Annotated in this window: 21 protein-coding genes; 10 read left to right on the plus strand and 11 right to left on the minus strand. The window is 73.3% G+C overall.

The window, feature by feature from the left end; genetic code table 11:
* Positions 1–11: 11 nt before the first annotated feature.
* Genes dapE through AC1UE4_RS05750 form a run of 3 tightly spaced genes read left to right on the plus strand, consistent with a single transcriptional unit; the run spans position 12 to position 3,604 of the window.
* Positions 12–1,040 (plus strand): succinyl-diaminopimelate desuccinylase, encoded by a 1,029-nt coding sequence (dapE, locus tag AC1UE4_RS05740; RefSeq protein WP_482916259.1) that lies wholly within the window; start codon positions 12–14, stop codon positions 1,038–1,040.
* Positions 1,037–2,155: a pyridoxal phosphate-dependent aminotransferase gene (locus AC1UE4_RS05745; protein WP_482916260.1), complete on the plus strand. Its 1,119-nt coding sequence runs from the start codon at positions 1,037–1,039 to the stop codon at positions 2,153–2,155. The genes dapE and AC1UE4_RS05745 overlap by 4 nt, the downstream gene beginning before the upstream one ends.
* Positions 2,156–2,179: 24 nt before the next feature.
* The gene (locus AC1UE4_RS05750) at positions 2,180–3,604 is read left to right on the plus strand and encodes a pyridoxal phosphate-dependent decarboxylase family protein (protein WP_482916261.1); all 1,425 of its coding nucleotides are present in this window, start codon (positions 2,180–2,182) and stop codon (positions 3,602–3,604) included.
* On the opposite strand, the gene dapD is transcribed toward AC1UE4_RS05750, so the two are convergent.
* Entirely contained in the window at positions 3,576–4,496 is a 921-nt protein-coding gene (gene dapD, locus AC1UE4_RS05755; protein ID WP_482916262.1) for a 2,3,4,5-tetrahydropyridine-2,6-dicarboxylate N-succinyltransferase, read from the minus strand. The genes AC1UE4_RS05750 and dapD overlap by 29 nt on opposite strands.
* A 24-nt stretch (positions 4,497–4,520) precedes the next feature.
* Between dapD and AC1UE4_RS05760 the strand changes: the two genes are divergently transcribed.
* Positions 4,521–6,251, plus strand: coding sequence for a CehA/McbA family metallohydrolase (locus AC1UE4_RS05760; protein WP_482916263.1), 1,731 nt, complete (start codon positions 4,521–4,523; stop codon positions 6,249–6,251).
* Here the strand turns inward: AC1UE4_RS05760 and dapF are convergent.
* Entirely contained in the window at positions 6,248–7,009 is a 762-nt protein-coding gene (gene dapF, locus AC1UE4_RS05765; protein WP_482916264.1) for a diaminopimelate epimerase, read from the minus strand. The two genes, AC1UE4_RS05760 and dapF, sit on opposite strands and share 4 nt — an antisense overlap.
* Positions 7,010–7,027: 18 nt before the next feature.
* A complete protein-coding gene (gene miaA, locus AC1UE4_RS05770; protein ID WP_482916265.1) occupies positions 7,028–7,915 on the minus strand; it encodes a tRNA (adenosine(37)-N6)-dimethylallyltransferase MiaA in 888 nt (295 codons plus the stop codon).
* A 55-nt stretch (positions 7,916–7,970) separates the two neighbouring features.
* Here miaA and AC1UE4_RS05775 point away from each other — a divergent pair, with 55 nt between their 5' ends.
* On the plus strand, positions 7,971–9,137 hold the full coding sequence (locus AC1UE4_RS05775) for an FIST signal transduction protein (RefSeq protein ID WP_482916266.1): 1,167 nt from the start codon (positions 7,971–7,973) through the stop codon (positions 9,135–9,137).
* A 62-nt stretch (positions 9,138–9,199) separates the two neighbouring features.
* Complete coding sequence (locus AC1UE4_RS05780; RefSeq protein WP_482916267.1) at positions 9,200–10,003, plus strand: SDR family NAD(P)-dependent oxidoreductase; 804 nt, start codon at positions 9,200–9,202, stop codon at positions 10,001–10,003.
* Between the two features lie 19 nt (positions 10,004–10,022).
* Here the strand turns inward: AC1UE4_RS05780 and AC1UE4_RS05785 are convergent, their stop codons facing one another.
* Both AC1UE4_RS05785 and AC1UE4_RS05790 read right to left on the minus strand, forming a co-directional pair.
* Entirely contained in the window at positions 10,023–10,970 is a 948-nt protein-coding gene (locus AC1UE4_RS05785) for a mechanosensitive ion channel domain-containing protein (RefSeq protein ID WP_482916268.1), read from the minus strand.
* A gap of 73 nt (positions 10,971–11,043) precedes the next feature.
* The gene (locus AC1UE4_RS05790) at positions 11,044–13,287 is read right to left on the minus strand and encodes an intein-containing Rv2578c family radical SAM protein (RefSeq protein WP_482916269.1); all 2,244 of its coding nucleotides are present in this window, start codon (positions 13,285–13,287) and stop codon (positions 11,044–11,046) included.
* 53 nt (positions 13,288–13,340) lie between these two features.
* On the opposite strand from AC1UE4_RS05790, the gene AC1UE4_RS05795 reads away from it, so the two are divergent.
* Positions 13,341–13,814 carry a GNAT family N-acetyltransferase gene (locus AC1UE4_RS05795; protein ID WP_482916270.1) on the plus strand — a complete coding sequence of 158 codons (474 nt, stop codon included), beginning with the start codon at positions 13,341–13,343 and terminating at the stop codon, positions 13,812–13,814.
* On the opposite strand, the gene AC1UE4_RS05800 is transcribed toward AC1UE4_RS05795, so the two are convergent.
* The 5 genes from AC1UE4_RS05800 to AC1UE4_RS05820 all read right to left on the minus strand — a co-directional run bounded on the left by AC1UE4_RS05800 (position 13,789) and on the right by AC1UE4_RS05820 (position 19,285).
* A complete protein-coding gene (locus AC1UE4_RS05800) occupies positions 13,789–14,919 on the minus strand; it encodes a hypothetical protein (protein ID WP_482916271.1) in 1,131 nt (376 codons plus the stop codon). The genes AC1UE4_RS05795 and AC1UE4_RS05800 overlap by 26 nt on opposite strands.
* Positions 14,920–14,980: 61 nt before the next feature.
* Positions 14,981–16,303 carry a tRNA (N6-isopentenyl adenosine(37)-C2)-methylthiotransferase MiaB gene (miaB, locus tag AC1UE4_RS05805; protein ID WP_482916272.1) on the minus strand — a complete coding sequence of 441 codons (1,323 nt, stop codon included), beginning with the start codon at positions 16,301–16,303 and terminating at the stop codon, positions 14,981–14,983.
* A 63-nt stretch (positions 16,304–16,366) separates the two neighbouring features.
* A complete protein-coding gene (locus AC1UE4_RS05810; RefSeq protein ID WP_482916273.1) occupies positions 16,367–17,323 on the minus strand; it encodes a fibronectin type III domain-containing protein in 957 nt (318 codons plus the stop codon).
* Positions 17,324–17,414: 91 nt separating this feature from the next.
* Entirely contained in the window at positions 17,415–18,329 is a 915-nt protein-coding gene (locus AC1UE4_RS05815; RefSeq protein ID WP_482916274.1) for an AfsR/SARP family transcriptional regulator, read from the minus strand.
* A 65-nt stretch (positions 18,330–18,394) separates the two neighbouring features.
* Positions 18,395–19,285, minus strand: coding sequence for a thermonuclease family protein (locus AC1UE4_RS05820; protein WP_482916275.1), 891 nt, complete (start codon positions 19,283–19,285; stop codon positions 18,395–18,397).
* Between the two features lie 83 nt (positions 19,286–19,368).
* Between AC1UE4_RS05820 and AC1UE4_RS05825 the strand changes: the two genes are divergently transcribed.
* From AC1UE4_RS05825 to AC1UE4_RS05835, 3 genes are read left to right on the plus strand one after another with little or no spacing between them, the layout of a single operon-like run.
* Positions 19,369–19,548 (plus strand): hypothetical protein, encoded by a 180-nt coding sequence (locus tag AC1UE4_RS05825; RefSeq protein ID WP_482916276.1) that lies wholly within the window; start codon positions 19,369–19,371, stop codon positions 19,546–19,548.
* On the plus strand, positions 19,545–20,282 hold the full coding sequence (locus AC1UE4_RS05830; RefSeq protein WP_482916277.1) for a hypothetical protein: 738 nt from the start codon (positions 19,545–19,547) through the stop codon (positions 20,280–20,282). The genes AC1UE4_RS05825 and AC1UE4_RS05830 overlap by 4 nt, the downstream gene beginning before the upstream one ends.
* Before the next feature lie 3 nt (positions 20,283–20,285).
* Positions 20,286–23,384 carry a S8 family serine peptidase gene (locus tag AC1UE4_RS05835; protein ID WP_482916278.1) on the plus strand — a complete coding sequence of 1,033 codons (3,099 nt, stop codon included), beginning with the start codon at positions 20,286–20,288 and terminating at the stop codon, positions 23,382–23,384.
* Here AC1UE4_RS05835 and rny read toward each other — a convergent pair.
* Complete coding sequence (gene rny, locus AC1UE4_RS05840; RefSeq protein ID WP_482916279.1) at positions 23,381–24,835, minus strand: ribonuclease Y; 1,455 nt, start codon at positions 24,833–24,835, stop codon at positions 23,381–23,383. The genes AC1UE4_RS05835 and rny overlap by 4 nt on opposite strands.
* Positions 24,836–25,065 lie beyond the last annotated feature (230 nt).

Here is a 25,065-nt window from a genome sequence, read left to right on the forward strand (position 1 = left end):
AGATAGGCCCGATGCTCGCCGACCGCCTTGCCCGACGAACGCTCGAGCTCGTCGACGTCCCGTCCGAGTCCCGGTCGGAGGAGGAGCTGACCGCGCACGTCCTTCGCGTCCTGCGCAACGGGGGCGTGCGGCTGCGCGACGAGGGCGACACGTGCCTCGTGTTCGGGGAGCTCGAGGACGTCCGCATCGTGCTCGCCGGGCACCTCGACACGGTGCCGGAGCAGGGCAACCTGCCGGGGCGGATCGCCGACGGCGCGGTCCACGGCCTGGGCGCCGCGGACATGAAGGGTGCGGACGCCGTGATGGTCGAGCTGGCGCTGGCCGGCGTGCCGTACACGTACGTGCTCTTCGGCCGGGAGGAGCTGCCGCACGCCGAGAGCGCGCTGACGCCGCTGATCGAGCGCTGCCCGGAGCTGGCGGGCGCGTCGCTGGCGATCGTGATGGAGCCGACGTCCAACGCGATCCACGCCGGCTGCCTGGGGAACATCTTCGCCCGGCTGGTCGTCCGCGGCCGCAGCGGGCACTCCGCGCGGCCCTGGCACGCGGACAACGCCATCCACCGCCTGGGCGAGGCGATCGCCGCCATCGCCGAGCAGCCGTGGCGCGAGCACGTCTTCGCCGGGCTGACCTTCACCGAGGCGATGTCCGTGACGCGCGTCTCCGGTGGGATCGCCTCGAACGTGATCCCCGACGAGGCGGTCGCCGAGATCAACTTCCGCTACGCCCCCGGCCGGTCGCCCGAGGAGGCCGAGGCGCTGCTGCGCGCGGTCTGCGACCCGTTCGGTGAGCTCGAGATCGCCTCGAACGCCCCGTCCGGCGCGGTCCCCGAGGGCAACCCGCTGGTGGAGCGGCTGCGCGAGGACCTCGCCTGGGAGCCCAAGCAGGCGTGGACCCCCGTCGCCGAGTTCTCCCTCGCCGGCGTCGACGCGATCAACTTCGGCCCCGGAGAGCCCCGCTTCGCGCACGCCCGTGACGAGCAGGTCGCCATCGACGCCCTCGTCCGCTCCTACGAGACCCTCGAGAGGCTCATCGCCCGATGACCTTGTCGCCCGTCTTGACGGATCTCCGGACCTACCCCTTCGTGCGGCTGACGGACGCCAAGGCGCGCCTCGCTGCGGCCGGTGTCGACGTGCTGGACTTCGGGGTCGGCGAGCCGCGGGAGGAGACGCCCGCCTTCCTGCGGCGGGCGGTCGCGGAGGCGATCGAGGCGGAGCCGGTCTCGGCCTATCCCCTCGCCGTCGGCCTGCCGGAGCTGCGCGCCGCGGCGGCGCGGTGGCTCGGGCGGCGGTTCGGGGTCGAGGTCGATCCGGACACCGAGGTCGTCCCGACGCTGGGGTCGAAGGAGGCGATCTTCTCGCTCTCGCAGGTGGTCGACGGCGCGGTCGCGGTCCCGACGCCCGGCTATCCCGTGCCCGAGCGCGGCGCGCTGTTCGCCGGGCGCGAGGTGGTCCCGATGCCGCTGCGGGGCGATCGCGGCTGGCTGCCCGATCTCGACGCGCTGCCCTGGGACCGCCTCGGCCTGCTGTGGCTGAACTCGCCGGGCAACCCGACGGCGGTCGCGATGCCGATCGACTTCCTGCGCGAGGCGCACACGCGCTGCGCCGAGCACGGCGTCGTCCTGGCAAGCGACGAGGCGTACTGCGAGCTGTGGTTCGACGGCGGCCCGCCCGCCTCGGCGCTGCAGGCCGGCCGCGAGGGCGTCCTCGCGTTCCACACGCTCTCGAAGCGGTCGTCGATGCCCGGCTACCGGTCCGGGTTCGTCGCCGGCGACGCCGATCTCATCGCCGCCTTGAAGCGCTTCCGCCCGAACACCGGAACCGCGCCGCCGACGTTCATCCAGCGCGCTTCGGTCGTCGCGTGGGACGACGACGCCCACGTCGCCGAGACGCGCGAGCGCTACGCCCGCAAGCGCGACGTCCTGCTTCCGGCGCTGCTCGCCGCGGGTCTCGAGCCCGCCGGCGGCGACGCGTCCTTCTTCCTCTGGCTGCGCGTCCCCGGCGGCGACGACGTCGCCTACGCGGAGTCGCTCCTGGACCGCGGGATCGTCGTCGCGCCGGGCTCATGGCTCGGGGACGGCGGCGAGGGCCACGTCCGCGTCGCGCTCGTCCCGACGATCGAGCAGTGCGCCCGCGCCGCCGAGATGCTCGCCGCCTGAGGGATCGCGGCGTAGAGTCGCTCCATGAGCGACCCTCTCGCGACCTCGACTTCTCCGGCGAGCGACCTCGGTCCTCTCTTCGGCCGCGCGGCGGCGATCGCCGCGGACTTCCGCTCCTCGCTCGATGAGCGGCCCGTTGGGCGGCCCACCGACGCGGACCCAATCGGGCGGACGCTCGGCGGAACCCTTCAGGCGGACTCGACCTCTCCCGAGACGGTGTTGGACGAGCTCGTCTCCGCCGTCGAGCCCGGCCTCGTGGCCACGGCGGGACCGCGGTACTTCGGGTTCGTCATCGGCGGGTCGCTGCCGGCGGCGACGGCGGCGGAGATGGTGGCCGCCGGGTGGGACCAGTGCGCGTTCAACGCGGTGCTCTCCCCCGCGTCGATCGCGGTCGAGCGGGCCGCGGGCGGCTGGTTGAAGGCGCTGCTCGGGCTGCCCGCGACCGTGTCGTGCGGGTTCGTCACGGGCGCGCAGCAGGCGAACACCGTCGGCCTGGCGGTCGGCCGCCATGCCGTGCTCGAGCGCTGCGGGTGGGACGTGCGCCGCGACGGCCTCTTCGGCGCGCCGCGCGTGCGCGTCGTCGCGGGCGCCGAGCGGCACGCCACGATCGACCGCGCGCTGCGGCTGCTCGGCCTCGGCGAGACGTCCATCGAGCCGGTCGCCGTGGATGCGAACGGCGCCATCGACGTCGCCGATCTGGAACGGGTGCTGTCCGGCGCCGGCGGCCGTCCCACGATCGTGTGCCTCCAGGCGGGGAACGTCAACACCGGCGCGGTCGACGACCTCCGTGCCGGCTGCGCACTCGCGCACGAGCGAGGCGCCTGGGTCCACGTCGACGGCGCGTTCGGCATGTGGGCCGCGGCGTCACCCGCTCTGCGCCACCTCGTCGACGGCATCGAGCTCGCCGACTCGTGGGCGTGCGACGGCCACAAGTGGCTGAACGTCCCGTACGACTCGGCGTACGCGTTCTGCCGCGACCCGGAGCTCCACGCCACCGCGGTGTCGTACACCGCCGCCTACCTGACCGGCTCCGGGACCGGCGATCCCGGCGGCGCGGACCTCGCGCTCGAGTCCTCCCGCCGCGCCCGCGGCTTCGCGACGTGGGCGGCGCTGCGGCAGCTCGGCACCGACGGCGTCGCGGACCTCGTGGACCGCTGCTGCGCCCACGCCCGGCGGTTCGCCGGCGCGCTGGAGGCGCACGGCGCGACGATCGGCAACGACGTCGTCCTCAACCAGGTGCTCGCGCGCTTCGGCGACGACGCCACCACCGACGCGGTCGTCGACGCCGTCCAGCGCGACGGCACCTGCTGGATGGGCGGGACGACGTGGCGCGGCGAGCGCTACATGCGCATCGCCGTGTCGAACTGGTCGACGACCGAGGCCGACGTGGACCGCTCCGTCGAGGCGATCGTGCGGGCGGCTACTGGTGCGCGTGCAGCGCCGCGTTGAGGCCGCCCCACGACCCCTTGCGCGGCAGCGCGTCGATCCGCCCGCTGACGCTGTCGCGGCGGAACAGCAGCCCCGACACGCCGGAGAGCTCGCGGCCCTTGACGACGTCGCCGTCGGGCAGCGTGATGCGCGTGCCGGCCGTGATGTAGAGGCCGGCCTCGACGACGCAGTCGTCGCCGAGCGCGATGCCGAGGCCCGCGTTGGCGCCGAGCAGGCAGCGCTCCCCCAGGCGGACGATCTCCTTGCCGCCGCCGCTGAGCGTGCCCATGATCGAGGCGCCGCCGCCGATGTCGGTGCCGTCGCCGATGACGACGCCCGCCGAGATGCGGCCCTCGACCATCGACGTGCCGAGCGTCCCGGCGTTGAAGTTCACGAACCCCTCGTGCATGACGGTCGTGCCGGGCGCGAGGTGCGCGCCGAGCCGGACGCGGTCGGCGTCGGCGATGCGCACGCCGCTCGGGACGACGTAGTCGGTCATGCGCGGGAACTTGTCCACGCCGAGGACTTCGAGCAGCTGGCCCTGCGCGCGGAGCTTCAGACGCACGGCCTCGACCTGCTCGACGTCGACCGGACCCCGGTTCGTCCACGCGACGTTCGGCAGCACGGCGAAGATGCCGTCGAGGCTGATCTCGTGCGGCTTGACGAGGCGGTGCGACAGCAGATGGAGGCGCAGGTACGCGTCCTCGGTGCTCGCCGGCGCCGAGCCGAGGTCGTCGATGACCGTCGTGACGGCCTCGAGGCGGACGCCGCGGACGTCGTCGGTCAGGGGGCGCTCCGGGAGGCCGCTGACCGGCTCGGGCTCGCGGCTCAGGACCGGCGCCGGGTACAGGACGTCGAGCGTGCGGCCGGAGGCGACGTCGATCGTCGCGATGCCATGGGCGCTGGCAGTCATCCGCTCCGAAGATATCTTCGCGGCGTGTCCCGCCTCGTGCTCGCCGTCCTGGCGCTCCTCGCCCTGCCGTCCACCGCGCTCGCGCACTACGTCGCCGAGCAGCCCCCGTCCGCCCGCATCGCGCAGGCCGGCGGCGTCGACGCCGCCTGCCCCGGCGTCCCCATCCGCGCCGACCGGGTCATCACCGGCTCGTTCGGCGTCGAGCAGATGGGCTCGTACGTCATGGTCCCGTTCGACGTTCCCGCGGGAACGACGTCGGTGCGCGTCAAGTACTGCTGGGACAAGCCGGACGCGCCGAAGAACGCGCTGCTCAAGCACACGCTCGACCTCGGCCTGTGGAGCGCCCGGCCCGCCGGCGGCCAGTGGGGCGAGGAGCAGTTCCGCGGTTGGGGCGGCTCGTCGCACCCGGACGTGACGGTCACGCCGCAGGGCTTCTCGACCGAGGCGCAGTACGAGGCCGAACCGAAGGGCGTCGTCCCCGGCCGCACGACGCGCGGGTTCGTGCCCGGACCGATCCAGGCGGGCCAGTGGGCGGCCGAGATCGGGGTCGCGGCCGTCGTCTCGCAGGCCGACGGCGACGCGGACGGCCGCGTGGCGTGGCGCGTGGAGGTGCAGCTCGACAAGGACCCCGCGTTCGCGGCCTCGCCGTACGAGCCCGCGCCCTATGACGAGACGCCGGTGCGGCGGTCGGCCGGCTGGTACGCCGGCGACCTGCACGTGCATGCCGAGCACTCGGCGCTCGGCGACGCGCCGACGAGCGAGGTCCTCTCGTACGCGTTCAGCGAGCCGCCGCGCGGCCCCGGCCTCGACTTCGTGACGGTCACGGACTACGTGACCACGTCGAACTGGGGCGAGCTCGGGAGGTACCAGAAGCAGCACCCCGGCAAGCTCATCGGCCGCTCGGCGGAGATCATCACCTACCGCGGGCACACGCAGAACCAGCTGTCGCTGCACTACGTCGACCACCGCCTCGGGCCGGTCGTCGAGCTGCTGCCCGACGGCTCGCTCGCCCCGGTGCGCGCCGCTCGGGCGCCGTCGAGCGTGTTCGACGAGATCCACCGCTTCGGCGGCTTCACGCAGGTCAACCACCCGACGATCTTCCCGTCCGACGTGCCGGGGCTGGCGAACGTCTGCCGCGGCTGCCCGTGGGACTACTCCGACATCGAGACCGACTGGACGAAGGTCGACGCGTACGAGGTCCACACCGGGCCGACCGGCGAGCCGAAGGCGCCGAACGGGTTCACCCTCATCGCGATCACCGAGTTCGACTCGCTGTGGCAGCAGGGCTTCCGGCCCGCCGCGATCGCGGTGTCCGACAGCCATCACGCGGGCAAGCCCGAGAACGCGCTGACGCAGACGCCGGTCGGGATCGGCACGACGGTCGTCTACGCGAAGACGCTGTCCGAGCGTGGCGTGCGCGACGCGGTCCGGGCCGGGCGGACGTACGCGAAGGTCTTCGGGCCGAAGTCGGCCGACCTGCGCCTGTCGCTGCAGAAGGGCCGGCGTAGCGCGATCATGGGCGGCCGGCTGAAGGCGGCCAAGGCGCGGCTGAAGGCGCGGGTCTTCGGCGGGTCGCGCATCGCCCGGACCGTGCAGCTGCGCCGCGACGGCCGCCTGGTCAAGCGCTGGACGATGGTGCCGCGCCGGCGGTCGCTGAACGTCTCCCTCGTGGTCCGGCGGAAGGGGAACTACCGCCTGCAGGTCATGCGCGGCAAGGCCGTCGAGGGCGTGACGACGCCCGTGACGCTCGGCTAGGCGGTCTCGCCCACGAAGACGGGGACGGCCCAGCCGGTGAGGTCGATGTGGAGGTCCTCCCCCACATCGACGACCAGCTCGCCGCCGTCGAGCTCGACCGTGACCGGGCTATCGCCGCCGCGCAGGACGTGCGCGATGGCGGCGCCGGTCGCGCCGGTGCCGCTCGACATCGTCTCGCCGACGCCGCGTTCGAAGATGCGGGCGCGGATGCGGTCGTCCGCGAGCTCGGTCCAGAACGACACGTTCGTGCGGTTCGGGAACAGCGGGCTGCGCTCGATCGGGGGGCCGATCGCCGGGAGGTCGAGCGCCTCGAGCTCGTCCCGGTCGGCGATCCGGATCGCGCACTGCGGGTTGCCGACCTCGAGCGCCTGGTAGGCGCGGCCCTCGACTTCGCCGGCCTCGCGCACCTTCGCGCGGCCCATGTCGACGCGGCAGGTGCGGTCATCCAGGACCGTCGCGCGGATCTCGCCGGCGATCGTGCGGATCGAGAACTGGCTGCCCTTCGCCCAGCCGCGGAGGTGCAGGTACATGAGCGCCTCACGGGCGCCGTTGCCGCTCAGTTCGGCCTCGCTGCCGTCGGGGTTGAAGATGCGCAGGTCGGCGGTGAAGCCGGGCTCGTCGCTGCGGCTCAGCACGAGCACGCCGTCCGCGCCGACGCCCGTGTGCCGGTGGCAGAGCGCCGTGACCGTCTCCGGGTCCACCGGCTCGGTGACGATGAGGTAGTCGTTGCCGAGGGCCTGCCACTTCTCGAAGCGCATCGGGCGGAGATCTTGCCGTTACGGCGCGATCTCCGCGGCGACGTCCTCCGGCGCTCGCCCGGTGACATCGATGAGCTCGACGTCGGGGAGCTTGCGCATCCACGTCAGCTGCCGGCGCGCGTACTGGCGCGTCCGTCGCTGCATCGCCTTGACGTCGCCCGCCAGCAGCTCCTCGAACCCGAGCGCCTTGCGCGCCGTCTCGCTCGCGTCGCCGGCGTCGGCCCGCCGGACCTCCTCGGCCGCGCCCGCGGCCACCATCGCCTCGACGCGGCGGTCGATCGCCGCGTAGAGCGCGTCGCGGTCCATGATCAGGCCGACGAGCCGCGTCGGGTGCCTCGTGTCAGAGGTCCAGAGGCGGTTCTCGCCGGGCGGCGCGTCGTCGGCGCCCATGTCGAGCAGCTCGTGCGCGCGGATGATCCGGCTGCGGTCGCGGGGGTCGATCCGCGCGGCGGTCCGCGGCGCCCGCGTGGCGAGGTCGGCGTGCAGCGCCTCGGGGCCGTGCTCGTCCATCTTGCGCTCCCAAGCGCGGCGCAGCTCGGGCGGCGGGGCCGGGCGGAGATCGAGGTCCGCGAGCGCGGCGCGGAGGTAGAGCCCCGTGCCGCCCACCACGATCGGCGTCGCGCCCTCGTCGAGCAGCCCGTCGATCTCCGCGTGCGCGCGCTGGGCGTACTCGCCGGCGCTGAAGCGCTCCGTCACCGGGAGGATCGAGACGAGCCGGTGCTCGAGCCGCGCCTGCTCCCCCGCGTCGGCCGCGCCGGTGAGCACCTCCAGGCCGCGGTAGACCTGCAGCGCGTCGGCGGACACGGCGACCGGACGCTCCCCCTTGCCGCGCAGCCGGTCGGCGAGCGCGATCGCCACCGCGGTCTTCCCCACGCCGGTGGGGCCGAAGAGGGCAAGGACGCTCATGGGTGGGGATGTTCACCAACGGGTGCCTCCTACGCCCCGCGGGTACTGTCGCGCCGTGGGAGTTCGGATCGGATGTGGCCTCGCCGTCGGGGGCGACGGGCGCGAGGCGGCGGTGACCGCGTCGCTCCAGGCGCGGGCCGAGCTCGATGGCGCGCCGGCCGACCTCGTGGTGCTCTTCGCGTCCGGCCAGCACCTGCAGGAGCCGGCGGTGACGCTCGAGGGCGTGCACGAGGCGATGGCGCCGGGCGCGCTGGTCGGATGCGGCGCCGGCGGCGTGATGGGCGGGCGGCGAGAGGTCGAGAGCGGCACCGCCGTCGCCGTGTGGGCGGCCTCGCTCGGCGCCGGCACGGCGAGCACCTTCCATGCCGGCGTCGAGGAGATGCCCGACGGCGTGCTCACGGTCGACGGGGTCCCCGACCTGACGGGCGCCGCCGGGGCGATCATGCTGCCCGACCCGTGGACGTTCCCGGTCGACCTCGTGCTCGCCGAGCTGGCGGCCCGGTCGCCCGGTGTCCCGGTCCTCGGCGGCGTGGCGTCCGGTGAAGGCCCGACGGGCGGGGCGGTGCTCTTCCACGGCGACGAGGTCCTGGCCAACGGCGCGGTCGGCGTGCGGTTCGACGGCGTCGAGATGCTGCCGTGCGTCTCGCAGGGCGCGACGCCGGTCGGCCCTGAGCTGACCGTCACGGCGGCGGACGGCCACGTGATCGGCGAGCTCGCGGGCAAGCCGGCGATCCAGACGCTGCGCGAGGTCATCTACGAGCTGCCGACGGACGAGCGCGAGATGATCTCCCACGGCCTGCTCCTCGGCATCGTGGTCGACGGCGACAAGCCCGACTACGTCCAGGGCGACTTCCTCGTCCGCGGCCTGATCGGCGCGGATCCCGACGAGGGTTCCGTCGCCGTCGCCGCCGAGGTCCGGCCGGGCCAGGTCGTCCGATTGCACGCCCGCGACGCCGAGTCCGCGACCAGCGACCTGCACAGCCAGCTCGAGCTGCGCCGCCTCGCGCTGGGGGGCGCGGATCCCGCCGGCGCTCTGGTGTTCACCTGCAACGGCCGCGGGCGCGGGATGTTCGGCATGCCCGACCACGACGCCGAGGCGATCGGCGACGAGCTCGGCGACGCCCCCGCCGCGGGGTTCTTCGCGGGCGGCGAGATCGGCCCGGTCGGCGGGGGCAGCTTCCTCCACAGCTTCACCGCCACGCTCGCCGTCTTCCCCCGCTGACCTCTTGGCACCGCCGTCTTCGGCGCGCGGCGACGGCACTCCGTGAGAACCTTCCGACCCTCATGGGCGGCCACATCGACATCGCCGGCGCGAAGGTCCTCCTCACCGGCGCGACGGGTGGCATCGGGCAGGCGATCGCGCGGGCCCTCTCGGCGCGGGGCGCGAAGCTGGTCCTCACCGGGCGCCGGACCGATGTGCTCGAGCCGCTCGCGGCCGAGATCGGCGCGACGACGACGGCGGTCGACCTGCTCGACCCCGACGCGGTCGCGAGGCTCGGCGCGGACAGCGGCGACGTCGACGTCCTGGTCGCGAACGCGGCGCTGCCGGGCAGCGGGCCGCTCGTCGACTACACCGTCGAGCAGCTCGACAAGGTGCTCGACGTCAACCTCCGGGCGCCCATGGTCCTCGCGCATGCGCTGGTGCCGCACATGGTCGAGCGCGGTCGCGGCCAGATCGTCTTCATCTCCTCGCTCGCCGGCAAGTCGGCGACGCCGGGCAGCTCGATCTACTCGGCCACGAAGTTCGGGCTGCGCGGGTTCGCGCTCGGCCTGCGCGGCGATCTCCACGGCCGCGGCGTCGGCGTCTCGACCGTCTTCCCCGGGTTCATCCGCGACGCCGGCATGTTCGCCGAGTCGGGCGTGAAGCTGCCTAAGGGCGTCGGCACGCGGACGCCCGAGCAGGTCGCCGCCGCCGTCGTCAAGGCGATCGAGGACGACCCGCCCGAGATCGACGTCGCCCCCGCGAGCCTCCGCGCCGGCGCGGCCTTCGCCGGAGTCGCCCCCGGCCTCTCCGCCGCCCTCGCCCGCCGGCTCGGCTCCGCCGAGATCTCCGACGCCCTCGGCGAAGGTCAGAAGAGCAAGCGCTGAACGGCGCCGCGGCGCGCGCCTACGACGAGTCCATGCTGTAGCTCGCCTCGCCGCCGGTGCTCGAGATGCGGTCTTCGCGGTCGGCCTCGCGCTCGAAGCGGCGTGTCTCCGGCCCGATCGCCGCGAGGACCTCGCTGGCGAGGCGCGGGCCGTCGGCGTTGGCCTCGGGGGTTGCCTGAACGCGGACGATGACCTCGTCGCCGTCGATCTCCTCGAGGAGGATCCGCGGCTCGCCGCGGGTCGGCGTCGAGATCGTCTGCTGCAGCAGCTGCTGGATGTCGAGCGGCGTGACGCCGGGACGTAGCCGCGCGCGGAGGTCGATGCCGGCGGGCTCGCGCAGCGGGACGATCGCGACGTTCAGCACGGTCCGGTTCGGGACCATGATCGAGTCCTCGCCGTTCGAGAAGACGGTGTGCAGGAGACCGAGCGAGCTGACGGTGCCCTCGACCTCCCCCGCGAGGTCGCCGCCCTGCAGCCGGACGCGGTCGCCGACGACGAACGGCCGTGCGCTCAGGAGCACGACGCCGGCGAAAAGGTTGCCGAGGGTCTGCTGCGCCGCGAGACCGAGGATGACCGCGGTCGCGGCGGCGGCCGGCACGAGGTTCGCGTTGGTCACGCCGGCGACCCGCAGCGCGGCGAGCGTGGCGACGGTCGCGAAGAACAGCCGGACGAGGAAGCCGACGGTTCCCGCGGTGCCGGGGTCCATACGGCGGAAGAGCGCCGGGCCGAGCAGCCGGCCGATGTCCCGCGCCAGGCCGAAGCCGAGCAGCAGGAGCACCATCGCCGCCCCGAGCCGGATCGGCGCGTCGATGCCGAACAGCTCCTTGCGGTAGACGAACAGCACGACGGTCGCCGCGACCAGCGCCAGCAGCACGAGCGTCTCCAGCCGTGCGCGCCGCACCGCCTTGCGGCTCAGCTGACGCGCGAGCCCGACCTCCCGCCACGCGTGGCTGCGAGTGTCGAACATCTTCTTCACGTCTTCGGGCACGTGTGGTCGCCGTTGCGCCATCCAGGGTCCGTGCTTCCCCGGTTGGCCTGCTCTAGAACAAGGTCGTTTGCAGCGGCATGGCGTCTGTGCGCTCTGTCTCAGACGAGCCGCGGTCCCTCGTGGCGCGGCTCTCCGCCAAGCGTCGCTCGCGCTCGCGCCGCTCCCGGTCGCCCGCCGACCGGGACACGCCGCGCAGATCGTCCGACGAGGCGCCCAGTTGCATCCATCCGCGCCGCTCGTGCTCGGCGAGCGAGAACGGCTCCTTTTCCTTGACCACCTCGCGCGCGAGGGCCTCCTCGCGGACGTCCTTCGGCCATGTGCCTCCGCGCATGCGGTCGTCGTGGATCAGCCGGGCGAGCCGCTCGCGCTCCCGCTGCGGCGCGTACGCCCCGTTGCGGTAGAGCTCCTCGTACCGCGGCACGAGGTCCGGCCGGTACGAGCGCAGCCAGTCCATGAACACCTGCCGCACATCGCCGCGCAGGTGCAGCGCGATCCCGCCGATCCCGGTCGCGCCGGCCTCGGCGGCCATCTCGAGGATCCGCTCGACCTGCTCGGGCGAGTCGTTGATGCCCGGCATCAGCGGCGCCACGAGGATCCCGCAGGGGATGCCGGCCCGGTTCAGCTCCGCCACCGCCTCCATCCGCGCCTTCGGGTTCGGCGTGTGCGGCTCGCTCGCCCGCCACGCCTTCTCGTCCATCGTGGGGATCGACAGGTTCGCGTGGAACGGCGCCCGCGCGGCGACCTCCAGCATCAGGTCGAGATCGCGCAGCAGCAGCGGCGACTTCGTGAGGATCGAGCACGGGTTCGAGAAGTCCCGCATCGCCTCCCAGATCCCGCGCATGAGCTTGTAGCGGCCTTCGACCCACTGATACGGGTCCGTGTTTGTGCCCATCGCGACGTGCTCCCGCTTCCACGACGGCCGCGCCAGCTCCGCCCGCAGCACCTCGGGAACGTTCACCTTGACGACGATCTCCTTCTCGAAGTCCCGTCCCGCGTCGAAGTCCAGGTACGTGTGCGTCGGCCGCGCGAAGCAGTTGTGCGACACCACGCCGTTCGAGATGAAGTCACCCGTCCCGGTCGTGATGTCGTAGAGCCGCATCGCCTTCCCGAGCGGCTCGATCGACACGACTCGCGTCTTCGCGTCCGACTTCAGCGCGATGCCCTGCACCGTGCGCTTGCGCGTGATCGCGGGGTCGGTCAGATGGAAGAACCGAAGCCGCTCGCGAAGGCCGCCCCGGAACCGCACGTACTCGATTCCGTTCTCCCTGCCGGGGACGTCGCGGGCAGTGTCGAAGCCGAAGTGACGCAGGCACTCCTCGGTCCAGCCGAGCATCTGGCGATCGCAGTTGGCGATCCTCACTGCGGCTGCCCCCTCCGCGCAGGAGCCCTCCGCATCGAAGATGCCGGCGAGGAAGCCCTTTCGCCAGCCGTCGTTCGGAGAAAGCGGCCAAGCGGTCAGCTCCCGGACCCGCTGGATCTTCGCGGCCGCACCTGATCGGAGCGCCATCATCTCCCGGCGCCGCTCCGTCGCTGCGGCGAAGAGGAACTCACGAGATCCCACGCCGAGGGATGCGAGGAACACCTGGGAGCGGTACAGCGCCTCCAGGTCGGCGAGCGCGAGCCGGAACTGGTGATGGGCGCCGATCGATCCGCTCGGCCGCACGTACTCGCGTGAGCTGAGCGTTCCGTCTCCGCGGATCATCCCGCAGAGGTAGCCGCGCATGTAGTCGTCGTCGTGATCGGGCTGCTCCGCGAACTTCCCCGTGCCTAGGAGAGCGTTGTTGAGCGTCAGGTACGGACGCTGGTCTGCGCCGCTCATCGCGCCGGTGACGTGCTTCCACCCCCGACCGGTGAGGAAGCGGTGGTCGCCGCTCGTGATCAACTCGGTCCCGTCCTCGAGGATCACGCGGAACGCCGGCTTGATGACCGTCCAGAGATCCTTGACCACGGTCTCGACGTAGCGGCGGTACGAGCCGTCCCGGACGGTCCCTACGATCGCGTCACCGACCTGAAGATCCTTGATCGGGCGGTGCGTGCCGTCGGCCATGAGCACCGGAGTGTTTGCATGCGTGCAGTATTTGCATGCGTGCGAACATCCCCTGTACGGGTTGATCGTCCAACGGAACGGGACCTGCGAAGCCTTGGGGACTCGGTTGAGCGCGGACTTCGCTCGGACCTCGTGGAAGCGGGTGTCGAGGGCTTCGGGGGCGTCGAAGCGACGGACGACGGCGCCGTCCTTGTAGCCGGGGAGGCGCGAGCGTTCGTCGGCCTCGATCGTCAGGTTGTCCCAGCGCATGCGAACACATGTTCGCACAGCGTCATGACGGAGCCAAGACGTAGGATCGCCGCGTGCCCGTCGCCATCTCCCCCGCCACGGTCGACGACCTGGAGGACGTCCTGCCGCTCTTCGCCGGCTACCAGCGGTTCTACACCGCGACCGACGCCGGCGACGACAAGAACCGCGCGTTCCTCGCCCGGTTCATGGGCGGCGGCGACGCCGGGCTGCTCCTCGTCGCGCGGGACGCCGGCACCGGAGAGGCGCTCGGGCTCGCGAACCTCTACTGGACGTTCAGCAGCACGACCGCCGAGGAGCACGTGCTGCTCAACGACCTGTTCGTCGCCGAGCACGCCCGCGGCAGGGACGTCGGCCGGCAGCTCATCGAGGCGGCCCGGGCGGTCGCCCGCGAGCGCGGGTCGGCGACGCTCAGCTGGCAGACCGCGCTCGACAACCGGACCGCCCAGCGCCTGTACGAGCGCACCGGCGCGGAGCGGTCCGCGTGGTTCGAGTACGAGCTGCCTAGCGCAGGCGCAGCTTCCGGCTGACCTGCTTGCCGCCCGACAGCGGCGTCAGCGTCACCTTCACGGCCTTCACGCTCCGCACCGCCCGCCGCAGCGACTTGGGGACCTTCACCGTCGCCAGGCGCGCCGACCGCGAAGCGGGGAACCGCACCCGCAGCTGCGTGCCGGCGATGACCACCTTCCCGCTGCACCCGGCCGGGCAGGTCACCTTGAACGTCAGCCGGTCGCCCAGCCGCGAGACCTTGCCGGTGGCGGGCAGCAGCACGCCGGGGCCGCCCGAGCCCGACGACGACGGCGTGGGCGTCGTGGTCGCAGGCGGCGTCACCGAACCCGTGGGACGCGGCGGGACCGGCGGGACGTCGGCCTCGGTCAGCTCGTCCGCCGGCGCCGGCGGCAGCGTCTCGATCCCGTACTGGTACTCGGCCTGCTTGTCGAACGTCAGCTTGCCGCTCCAGTTGAACGAGCACGCCGTCACGTAGGCGTCCATGCCGGGGCAGAACTGCGGGCTGCGCCGCGCCACCGACGCGCCGACGTTCTGGATGATCGTGCCCATCCCGACGGCCTCGTGCGGCAGCGTGAAGTCCGAGTCGAACTCGCCGTCGGGGAACTCCTTCTGCGGCGCGGCGAAGTCGAAGCCGGCGTCCGATGTCTTGGTGCAGTCGAGCTGCACGTACATCGCCGTCGTCAGGCGGACGACCAGATCGGCGGCGTTCGGCGTGTCCAGACCCGACGGATCCTTCGCGATGTGCGCGGCGCCGCCCGGCAGGCCGCCGACCGCCGTGCACTGGTCGGTCGTCGTCTCGATGGTCTGCTTGACCGGGTTCCAGCGGGTCTGCACGACCGTCGCGCCGCCGGTGACGTCGATCGTCGCCAGGCCGGTCGGCTTCACGGAGAGCAGCTCCCCGTTGCGGAACAGGACGTCGGTGATCGAGCCGCTGACCTTCGCGGTGACCGTCGCGTCGACCTTGTCGGTGTTGCCGCCGCCGTGATCGACGAACCGGCTGTAGGACCAGTTGGCCGTCGCGTCGAGCCCGACCGTGTAGTCGACCTCGTAGTACGGCGCGGCCTGCGCGGAGGCCGGGATCAGGAACGCCGCGCAGGCGACGAGCGGAAGGGCGAAGCGGAGCATGCCCCGATGGTGCTCACCGGCGGCTCCGCTGGCCTCGGGGGGTCCCCGAAGAACTTCGCGATCAGGGTGCCCCGATGCGGGAGAGCAGCGGCTCCTCCCCCGACAGGGTGGTCGAGGTCGCGCCCGTGATCTCGACCTGCACGAGCTCCCCCGGCTGGGCGAGCCCGGTGAAGTTCACCGTCTTGTTGTGGCGCGTCCGACCGCGCAGCTTCGACGGATCGGTCCGCGAGACGCCCTCGACGAGCACGTCCATCGTGCGCCCGACGAAGCGCTGCGCCCGCTCGCGCGCCCGGCGCTGGACGACCTCGACGAGCCGCTCCATCCGCTCCACCGACACCTCGTGTGGCAGGAACCCGTCGGCCAGCTCCGCGGCCTCGGTGCCCCGGCGCGGCGAGTAGATGAAGGTGAAGGCCCCGTCGTAGCCGACCTGCTCGGCGACGTCGAGCGTGTGCTCGAAGTCCTCCTCGGTCTCGCCCGGGAAGCCGACGATGATGTCGGTGGTCAGCGCGACGTCCGGCACGTGCTCGCGGATGAGCGCGACGCGGTCGAGGTAGCGCTCCTTCGAGTACGTGCGCCGCATCGCCTTGAGGATCGGCGTCGAGCCCGACTGCAGCGGCAGGTGGATGTGCTCGCACAGCGACCCGAGCTCGGCGTGGCAGCGGATCACGTCCTCGCGCATGTCCTTCGGGTGCGGTGACGTGTAGCGGATGCGGTCGACGCCGGTGTCGTCCAGCGCGCGCAGCAGCTCGGCGAACGTCCGCCGGTCCGGCCGCAGGTCGCGCCCGTACGAGTTGACGTTCTGGCCGAGCAGCGTGATCTCACGGACCCCGTCGCCGGCCAGGCGCGCCGCCTCGTCGACGAGCTCGTCGAACGGCCGCGACACCTCGCGCCCGCGCGTCGAGGGGACGATGCAGTACGAGCACCGGCAGTTGCAGCCGACGGAGATCTGCATCCACGCCTGGAACTCGCGCGCGCGCTTCATCGGCAGGTGGCCGGTGAAGCCCTCGAACTCGAAGAACCCCTGCGCGGTGATCGAGTCGCTCGTGAGGAACTCCGCGAGCTTGTGCACCTGCCCCGGCCCGAACGCCACGTCGACGTACGGGAACTGCCGGAACACCTGCTCCTTGACCGACTGCGCCCAGCAGCCGCCGACGCCGATGACGCGCTCGGGATCGCGCTTCTTCAGCGCGGCCGCCTGCTGCAGGCGGGCGATGAAGCGCTCGTCGGCCTTCTCGCGGATCGAGCACGTGTTGAAGAGGATGAGGTCGGCGTCCTCGGCCTCCCCGGTCTCGGAGTACCCGAGCGACTCGAGCATGCCCTTCATCCGCTCCGAGTCGTGCTCGTTCATCTGGCACCCGAAGGTGGTGACGTGGAAGCGCTTCATCGGCCTGCCCAAGAGTAGTTCGGGGCGGCCGCCAGGCGGCGGCCGCCGTTCCCGAACCCCTGCCTACTTGAACGAGCGGAGCTTGACCGTCCGCCCGATCCCCGACACGTAGTTGCCGTCGATGATCAGGACGAACACGCGGTAGTTGCCGCCGCGGCGGATCTTCACCCGCTTGGACCAGCTGCTCGAATCGCCCGTGCCGTGGGTGATCCCGCCGGCGACGTTCTGCCACACGCCCGGCGTCTTCTCGCGCTGCACCGCGAACTGCGCGCCCGCCCTGGCCGGCTTGATCGTGCCGAAGAACCGCACGGTGCGGCCGCGCTTGACACGCGTCTTCGTCACGTTCGTCGCCACGCGCACCGCGACGCCGAGGTTGAGGATCGGGCTCGTGACGGCCGGCTTCGCGACGGTCTGCACCCGGTACTGCGTGTTGATCGTCTGCGGCAGCAGCGTGAACGAGAAGTTGCCGTTGTCCGCCGTCACCACCGGGTTGCCGACCTGGGCGAACGCGGCGGTGTACGGGAACGTGCGCGCCTGCAGCACGACCTGCCTGCCGCCGTTGCCGGTGCCGGTGAGCGTGCCGGAGATCACCGCGGGCGAGCCGAACGTCACCGGGTTGCCCGGGTTCGCGGCGATCTGCAGGCCGAGCGGCTGCGGCTTGGTCTTGAACGTCCTGTCGGAGCCGGCATCGACGCCGCTCGGGTTCGACGCGACGAGCCGGTAGTGGTACGTCGTGTTCGGCGCGAGGCCGCCGATGGTCGCCGAGACCTTCACCGCGCTCGTGCCCGTGCCGGTCGCGCCGTCGGGCGTCCGCGAGCCGTACCGCGTCGTCGTGCCGTACTCGAAGTAGTACGTCGTGCGCTCGCCGTTCGGATCGACCGATCCGTTCAGCTTCGCGCCGCTCGACGTGATCGAGCCGACGCCGCCGGTGCTCGCGACGGGCGCCGCCGCGGACGCCGACCCGGCGCCCAGGAGCATCGTGAGCAGCGCCGCCACCGTCGCTGCGAGGACCCTCTTCATGTTCGTTGCCGCCTCCCGTTGGCTGTCTTGCCCGGTCATCCAAACCCGCGGGCGGCGAGAAGGTAGCGGTCGCCGTGGCTGCGACGCGCGCTCAGACGCGGTCGCCGGCGAGCACGCGCCGGTGCAGCAGCGCCGTCGCGCAGTCGGGCTCGACGCCCAGCTCGTCGACGAGCACCCGCCGGCATTCGCGGAACTGGCGGAGCGCGTGTCCGCGCAGGCCTGCGCGCGCGTACGCGACCATGAGGTCGCGCTGGGCCGCCTCGTTGCACGGCTCGAGCACCACCGACGCGCGAGCGGCGCGCAGCATCCCGGCGTGGTCGCCCTCGGCGGTGCACGTCCGGGCAAGCGCGCCGAGGACCTCCGCGTAGCGGTCGCGCAGGCGCTCGCGCCAGACCGCGGCCCAGTCGGCGTACCGCTCCTCGGGCAGGGGCTCGCCCGTCCACGCGGCCGCCGCGCGCTCGAGCGCTGCGCGCCGCCCACCACCCGTCGCGGCGAGCGCCTCGACCGCCTGCGCGTCGAACGCCGCAGCGTCGACGATCACGTCGTCGTCGAGCGCCAGGCGCCAGGTGCGCCCGCACCGCTCGATCGCCTCCGCCCCGAGGACGTCGCGCGCACGGCGCGCGGCGATGCGGAGGTTCTGCCGCGCCGAAGCCACGGGCATGTCCGGCCAGAACGCCTCGAAGATCGCGTCCTCCGGCACCGCCGCCCCGTCGTGGACGAGCAGGAAGCGCACGACGCGCGCGGCGAGCGGCCGCTCCCACGCTGCGTCGGGCACGCTGCGCCCGTCGCGCTCGACGGCGAAGCGGCCGAGGACGCGCAGTCGCAGACGCACGGCCGCGCCGCCCCGGGTGGACGACGCGACGAGCGCCAGCACCTCGGCCGGCTCGAGGACGCCTTCGTCGAGCGCCCATCGCAACGCACGACACACCCGCGCGCGCAGCACGCCGGGGTCCGTCCCGTGGTGCCTCGAAGGCCCCGGCTGCAGGGCGACCGTCCCTGGTCCCATGCGGCGCAGCCTGCCGACCGCGCGTCACCCCGTCTTCAGGGTGGGCACCCTGAACTTCTGCGGCTTCAGTCGCCGGGCGCGCCCGAGCAGTCGTACGCCTGCTGCTCGCTGAAGCGCAGCTCGTCGATGAGGTCGTCGCCGGCGCTGTCGATGCCGACCTCGATCGTCCGTGGCGCCCGGCTCGACGACGTGAGCTGGATCGTGCCCTGCGCCGCGCGCCGGGACGGATCGGCGACGGCGTCGATCACCGACCAGGTGCCCGTGTCGGTGTCCTCGCTCGAGCCGAAGCTGCCGCTCGAGAACGAGTAGGAGGCGTAGGCCTCGTTGCAGAACCCCCACTCGTCGCGGCTCGAGAGGCTGCCGCTGCTCGAGTTGACCTGACCGATGCGCTTGAAGTGCTGATGGCGCAGCAGCGAACGCAGGATGGTCTTCGCCTCCTCGCCCCGGATCGGCTCGGGCTCGGGCGTCGGTGTCGGCGTCGGCGCGGGTGCCGGGGCCGGCGGCGCAGGCGCAGCGGCGCAGGCGGTCCACAGGCCCGCGCCCGCGTCGCGCGCGTCGGTCTGCGCCGCGCGGATCGCCGCGCCACGCGCGCCGCCGAGCGAGCCCGCCCTCGCGTGCCCCGAGGCGACGACCGCGACGTTGACCGCGCGCGTCCCGCGGCGGATCCAGGCACTGCGCGTTCCCGGCCGCCGTTCGAAGCGGATCCGGACGCCGGCGGGCAGCAGGCTGCGCAGCCTGCTCGTGGCCTGCCGAGCGAAGCACGCCGACCCTTCCGGAGCGGACACCCCGGCGAGCTCGAGCGTCGTCGCCGCCGCGCCCGCGCGCACGCGAACGGTGTCGCCGTCCACCACCCGCACGACGGTGGCCGCACGCGTCGAGGCCGTTGCCGGCATGGCCGGCACGAGGAGCAGGCACGCGGCGAGCGGGAGCGCGGACATCGGCGTGCGACGGAACATGGCGGCGACGCTAGACCCGCTCGGCCGACGGCGCGCGAGGGCGTTTCGCGTGCGTTTCGCCCCCGCCCCTAGCGTCGCCGATCGTGACCGGTTCGCGCCGCACGTTCGTGGTCGTCCTCCAGCCGCCGCCCGATGGCGTGCTCGTCGAGGACGTTCGCGGACGCCGTCGCATCCGGCTCAGCGACGTCTCGCAGCTCGCCGGCCAGCTCCTGGCCTGGAGCGCGGACGACGCCCCCGCCACCGAGTCGGAGGAGCAACGATGAGGAACCACCTGCACGGCCGCGCGGCGCTCGTCGTGTCGATCGTCGCGCTGATCGCGGCGCTGGCCGGCAGCGCGCTCGCGGATCCGGTCGCGCGCCTCGCCGCGAAGATCAGCGGCGGGCAGATCGCGAAGAACGCGATCCGTGGCAAGCACGTCAAGAACGGCAGCCTGCGGCTCGCCGACCTCCGCGCCGCGGACGTCGCGTCACTGCGCAAGGCGGGCAAGGCGGGCGAGCGCGGGCCGGCGGGCCCGGCCGGTCCCGCCGGCCCGGCGGGCGCGACCGGCACCAACGGCACCAACGGGAAGGACGGCGCCGACGGCGCTCCCGGCCAGGCCGGCCCCGGACGGTCGGTGTACAGCGGCGCCGCCTGCAACCCCGCGAGCTTCGTCTTCACCGACGCCGCGAACCTGTGCGGATCGGTCACGCTGCAGCTGCCGGCCGATGGCCGCATCCTCATCACCGCCAGCGCGAACGTGATCGCCGGCAACGCCGCGCAGGCGATGGACGGCGGCTGTCGCGTGGTCGTCGACGGAGCCATCGCCGGAGGCGAGTTCGGGTTCGGCGCGCTCGCCAACCAGACGAGCTCCGCGGCGCCGACCCACGTCTCCCTCAACGCCGTGAGCGCGCCCGTCGCCGCCGGAGCGCGTCAGATCCAGCTGCAGTGCCGCCAGGGCAACGGGGACGCCGTCGTGACGCACGGCGCCCTCAGCGCCGTCTACGTGGGCGCCAGCTGAGCCATGCGCTGCGCCGCCGCTCTCGCCGCGATGGTCGCCCTGCTCGCGCTCGGCACCGGCGTCGCGGCGGCGCAGACGATCCCCGGCGAGGTGGTCGTCCGGTACCGGCCGGCGGCGGACGGCACCGAGCGGGCGGCGGCCCGCGCGGCCGCCGGCGCGCGGCTCGAGCAACGCCTGGTCCTCCCCCACGCCGAGCTCCTGCAGGTGCCGCGCGGCGCGGTCGGCCGGGCGATCGAGCGGCTCGAGGCGAGGTCGTCGGTGCTCTGGGCCGAGCCGAACCTCGAGCGCGAGCCGCATGCGATCCCCGCCGATCCCGGGTTCGCCCAGCAGTGGAGCCTGCGCAACACCGGTCAGACCGTCCTCGGGACGACCGGACCCGCCGGGATCGACATCGACGCGGTGAACGCGTGGAACATCACCACCGGCAGCCCCACGGTCCCCGTCGCAGTCGTCGACAGCGGCATCGCCTTCGGGCACGAGGACCTCGCGTTCCAGCTGTGGTCGAACCCCGGCGAGACCGGAGCGGGCCGGGAGTCCAACCACGTCGACGACGACGGCAACGGCCTGGTGGACGACGTGCGCGGCTGGGACTTCATCCGCGACGACAACGAGCCGTACGGCATCACCGACCACGGCACGCACGTGGCGGGGATCATCGGGGCCGAGGGCAACAACGGGACGAGCATCAGCGGCGTCGCGTGGCAGACGCGGCTCGTGCCGCTGCGCGCGTGCGTCAACACGTGCAGCTCGGCGGCCACCGCGTCGGCGTTCGCCTACGCCGGCCAGAAGGGCGTCCGGCTGGTCAACGCAAGCCTGGGCAGCCCCACGCCCTCGCAGGCCGAACGCGACGCGATCGAGGCGAACCCGAACACGCTCTACGTCGTCTCGGCCGGCAACGGCGGCGCCGACCAGGTGGGCGACGACGTGGCGGTCGAGCCCACGTACCCGTGCTCGTACCCATCGGCGAACGTCCTGTGCGTCGCCGCCACGCGCCGCACCGACGCCCTGATCGGGTTCTCGAACTTCGGGTCCGGCGTCGACGTCGCAGCGCCCGGCCAGGACATCCTGAGCACCGTCATCCCGCCCGACGTGCTGCACAGCGACGACTTCGAGGGCGCGCAGCACTGGAACGAGGGCGCGGCCGGCGCCTTCGCGCGCACGACCGAGCGCTCCGCCAGCCCCACCCAGAGCATCACCGACAGCCCCGGGGCGAACTACGCGGCGAACACCGACCGCACCGCGACGCTGAGCGACGTCCTGAACTTCACCGGCCGCAAGGGCTGCGTCATGACGTACCGCTACCGGCTCGTGCTGGGCGCCGGGGACCTCTTCGTCGCCGAGTACAAGCTCGGGCCGTCGGGTCCGTGGACGCAGTTCAACTTCGGCATGCCGCCGACCGGCGGAGCGTTCCTGCCCGGCCTCGTCGACCTCGAGTTCCTCCAGGACGAGCCGCAGGTCCGCTTCCGGTTCCGCCTGCACAGCGACGGCAGCGGCCAGGACGACGGCGCCCACCTCGACGACGTCCTCATCCGGTGCGCGACCGTCGGCGACTCCGTCGGCTACCTGAGCGGCACCTCGATGGCCGCGCCGGTGGTGACGGGGATCGGTGCGCTCGTGCGCACGGCGCACCCGACCATCAGCACGGCGGCGCTCAAGGACGCGATCGTGCGCAGCGCCGACCTCGTGCCGGCGCTCTACGGGAAGGTCGCCGCCGACGGGCGCGTCGACGGGCGGTCGGCGCTGCGCATCCCCGGCGACACGACGCCGCCCGTCGCGTTCCCGCTGACCGGCCCGGCCGACGGCGCCGTGATCGGCGATCCCACCCCCGACCTCGCGTGGTCGGCCACCGGCGACGTCGGAAGCGGCCTGCAGTGCTACCAGCTCGTCGTCAATCGCGCCGGCGCCGGCTCGGTGGTCGAGCGCGACCGGCTGCTGCCCGGCACGATCACCGCGACGCCGGCGACGCCGCTGCCCGACGGCGTGCACTCGTGGTCGGTCCGCGCCGTCGACAAGGCCGGCAACGTCCGCTCGTCCGACACGACGCGCAGCCTCACGGTCGACACGATCGCGCCGGCGGCCTTCACGACGATCAGGCCGGCGCCCGGCGCGGCGACGAACGACCCGCGGCCGTTCTTCGAGTGGGAGCCGTCGTCCGACGCCGGCTCGGGCCTGCAGCAGTACGACGTGTTCGTCGACGGCGTCTCGCGGGCGACGATCACCGGCGCGGGCACCGGGACGTACCTGCCCGCCGACCTCGGCGCCGGGCCGCATCAGTGGTGGGTGCGGGCGCGCGACAGGGCCGGCCACACGTCGCAGACGCCGTTCCGCTCGCTGCTCGTCGACCGCACGAAGCCGTCGGATCCCGTCCAGCTCGACCCGGCGCCCGGCGCGGTCACCGGCGCGGAGCCGGTCTTCTCGTGGCAGCCGTCGACCGACGCCGGCGGCAGCGGCAGCGGCATCGCCCGCTACTTCCTCGTCATCGACGGTCAGCCGATCCCCGGCGACCTCCCGCCGACCGCGACCTCGGCCTCCGCCCCGGCTGCGCTTGCCGAGGGCGAGCACCGCTGGTCGGTCATCGTCCACGACAAGGCGGGCAACGTCGCCACGAGCGGGACCCGCACGTTCACCGTCGAGCTGCCCGCGCCGCCGCCGCCCGAGCAGCCGCCGGTGGCTGCCGACGCGGGCGCCGCGCCGCCGCGGGACACCGGCGAGGTCGTCGCGACTGCGCCGTTGCTGACGCCGGTCCCGCAGCTCGTCGTGCTGCCCGATCGGCGTGCGCCGCGCATCCGGGTTCGCGTCGCGACGCGCCCGCTGGTGCGGACGCTGCTGCGCCGCGGGCTCACGCTGACGTGCCGCGTCGACGAGCCGGCCACGTGCGCGGTCGAGCTGCGCTTGGCGAGCGGGCGGCTCGTGGTGGCGACCGCGAAGCGGCGCGTTCTCGCCGGCCGCGCGGCCGCATTGCGCCTCCGGCTCACCGCGCGGGGGCGCCGCGCGCTCCTCGGCCGCCGCCGTGGCGCGGTGCGGCTCGTCGTCGTGGCCCGGGCGACCGACGCCGCGGGCAACCGCGGCTCGGCCCGCCGGGCGATTCGGGCTCGCCGCTAGCGGGCGTACTCCACCGCGCGCGACTCCCGGATGACGGTGACCTTGATCTGGCCCGGGTACTCGAGCTCCTGCTCGATCTCGCGGGCGATCTCGTGGCTGAGCAGCGTCATGCCGTCGTCGTCGATGTCGTTCGGCGCGACCATGATGCGGATCTCACGGCCGGCCTGCATGGCGTAGACCTTCTCGACGCCCTTGTGGCGGCTGGCGAGCTGCTCGAGCTCGCGCAGGCGCTTGACGTAGGACTCGAGCGACTCGCCGCGGGCGCCGGGCCGGGCGCCGGAGAGCGCGTCGGCGGCCTGGACGATGACCGCCTCGATGGTCTGCGGCTCGACCTCGTTGTGGTGCGCCTCGGCGGCGTGCGCGACGGCCTCCGTCTCGCCGTGGCGGCGCATGTACTCGCCGCCGACGAGCGCGTGCGGGCCCTCGACCTCGTGCGAGACGGCCTTGCCGATGTCGTGCAGCAGCGCGGCGCGGCGGGCGGTGTTCGCGCTGGCGCCGAGCTCGTCGGCCATCATCGCCGCGAGGTGCGCGCACTCGACGGAGTGCGCGAGCACGTTCTGCCCGTAGCTGGTGCGGAACTTCAGGCGGCCGAGGAGCTTGACGAGCTCAGGATCCAAGCCCGGCACGTTCGCGTCGAACGCGGCGCTCTCGCCGGCCTCGACGATGTGAGCCTCGAGCTCGGACTTCGCCTGGTAGTAGGCCTCCTCGATGCGGGCCGGGTGGATGCGCCCGTCCTGCAGCAGCCTCTCGAGCGTCATCCGGGCGATCTCGCGGCGGACGCCGTCGAAGCCCGACAGCACGACCGCGTTGGGCGTGTCGTCGATGATGAAGTCGATCCCCGTGAGGTTCTCGAGGGCGCGGATGTTGCGGCCCTCGCGGCCGATGATGCGGCCCTTCATGTCGTCGGCCTGCAGCTGGACGACGCTGACCGTGGTCTCGGCGGCGTGGCTGGCGGCGAGGCGCTGCATGGCGACCGCGAGGATCGAGCGGACGCGGCGCTCGGCGTCGCGCTTGGTCTGCTCCTCGACCTGGCGCAGCGTGCGGACCGCGTCGTGCTTGGCCTGGTCCTCGACCTGCTTGACGAGCTGCTGCTTGGCCTGGGAGGCCGACAGCCCGGAGACGCGCTCGAGCGCCTTGACGTGCTCCTCGCGCTGCTGGGCCAGCAGCGCGCGCTCCTGGTCCAGCTCGGCGCCGAGCGCCGCGACCTCCGCGGCCTTGGCCTCCATCTCGACGTTGCGCCGCTCGAGCTCTGCCGCGCGCTGGCGCAGCTCCTCGGCGCGCTGCTCGAGCTCTCGTTCGCGTGCGCTCACCGCTCCGTGCGACGCGGCGCCGGCGACCGGCGCGGCCGCCGGGGCGCCGGGCCCCGCGGTGGCCGCGCTCGGCCTCCGGAAGACGACGGCGGCGGCGACGAGCCCCGTCGCCACCAGCGCCGCCGCGATCACCAGTTCCATTGCTCTCTCTCCCCAGCTGGGACGGCCGGAGCCGGCCCAGGTCTTCTCTCAGTGGTTGGAGCGAGGGTCCGGGCCGTGCCGATGCACGCCGGGACAGCGGACGAGCGACCTGGCGGTCGCGCTTCAGGCTACGACGGTGATGCGGTGTTCGGTCGGGTTCTGGTGTCGTGGGGGCCGAAGCAACTACGAATCGGAAACTGCGGTTTTGCTGCCCTTTCATGCCCTTTCGG

It is taken from the genome of Parviterribacter kavangonensis, assembly GCF_056863335.1.